The following is a 1,149-nucleotide window of genomic DNA, read 5'->3' on the forward strand; positions in this document are numbered from 1 at the left end:
CTAGTGGTCCGTCTGCGTTTTGATCTGGTGGAGGGTGGCGCGGCCGCGTTGGACTTTGGTGATGATGTCTTGGGCGGGGGCCTTCCAGATGAAGGGTTTCGGGTCGGCGTTCCAGTGGGCGGCCCAGGTGGTGATCGCCTCGGTGAGGTCGGCGACGCTGGTGAAGATTCCGCGGCGCAGGCGTCTGTCGGTGAGTTCCTTAAACCAGCGCTCGACCAGATTGAGCCAGGAGCTCGAGGTCGGGGTGTAGTGCAGGTGCCAGCGGCGACGATCTCGGTGTTTGAGCCATTTCGCGATCTCAGGGGTGGAGTGTGCCGAGAGGTTGTCCAGCACGACGTGCACACCCAGACCGCGCGGGACAGCTGCGTCGATCTGCTTGAAGAACCGCAACACGTCGGCACCGGTGTGGCCTTTGCGCAGATCGGTCAGGACTTCACCGGTGGCGACGTTCATCGCGGCGAACAGATCGATCGTGCCGTTGCGCTTGTAGTCATGAGTCATGGTTCCGGCCCGGCCCGGTTTCATCGGCAGCGACGGCTGGGTGCGGTCCAGCGCCTGGCACTGGGTCTTCTCATCGAAGCTGAACACCACCGCCCGCGCCGGCGGATTCACATACAGACCAACAACATCGACCAGCTTCGCCTCGAAATCAGGGTCGTTGCTGACCTTGAACGTTTCGACTTTCCACGGCTTCAGATTGTGATCAGCCCAGATCTTGGCCACCGAGTCCTTGCCGATCCCGACGCGGGCCGCCAGGGTGCGGGTACTCCAGTGCGTAGACCCGTCGGCGGGCCGCTCCTTGTGGGTCACCCGCAGCACTTCTTCGACAGTGCCCGCTGGCAGACTCGGCCTACGCCCGCGGCCCTTAGCGATCCTTCCGACCCCGTCGATTCCCTGCTGGGCGAACCGAGAACGCCAGCGCCGCACCGTATCCGAATCGACGGCGCAGCGCCGCGCTATTTCCTCGTTGGCCACCCCGTCGCTGGCCCACAACAGTCCACGGGCTTGCACCACCTGACGGTGCGGCAACGACGTCGAGGCCGCCATCCGCTCCAACTCCGCACGCTGGGCATCGCTGACCGGCAACGCGGCAGCTGTCATAACAGGCATACTACAAACTACCGCACTAATTCGCAGACGGACCACTAG

At 63.8% G+C, this 1,149-nt stretch carries 1 protein-coding gene; it reads right to left on the reverse strand.

The window, feature by feature from the left end:
• The gene (locus ACXAID_RS28155) at positions 1–1,101 is read right to left on the reverse strand and encodes an IS630 family transposase (protein WP_475025441.1); all 1,101 of its coding nucleotides are present in this window, start codon (positions 1,099–1,101) and stop codon (positions 1–3) included.
• Positions 1,102–1,149: the final 48 nt, after the last annotated feature.

The organism is Mycobacterium sp. ABE4_509 (assembly GCF_056160785.1).

What these genes read in the sequence shown, in the direction of transcription:
- ACXAID_RS28155 (WP_475025441.1), bottom strand. Translation starts at nt 1,101, where the DNA reads ATGACAGCTGCCGCGTTGCCGGTCAGCGATGCCCAGCGTGCGGAGTTG.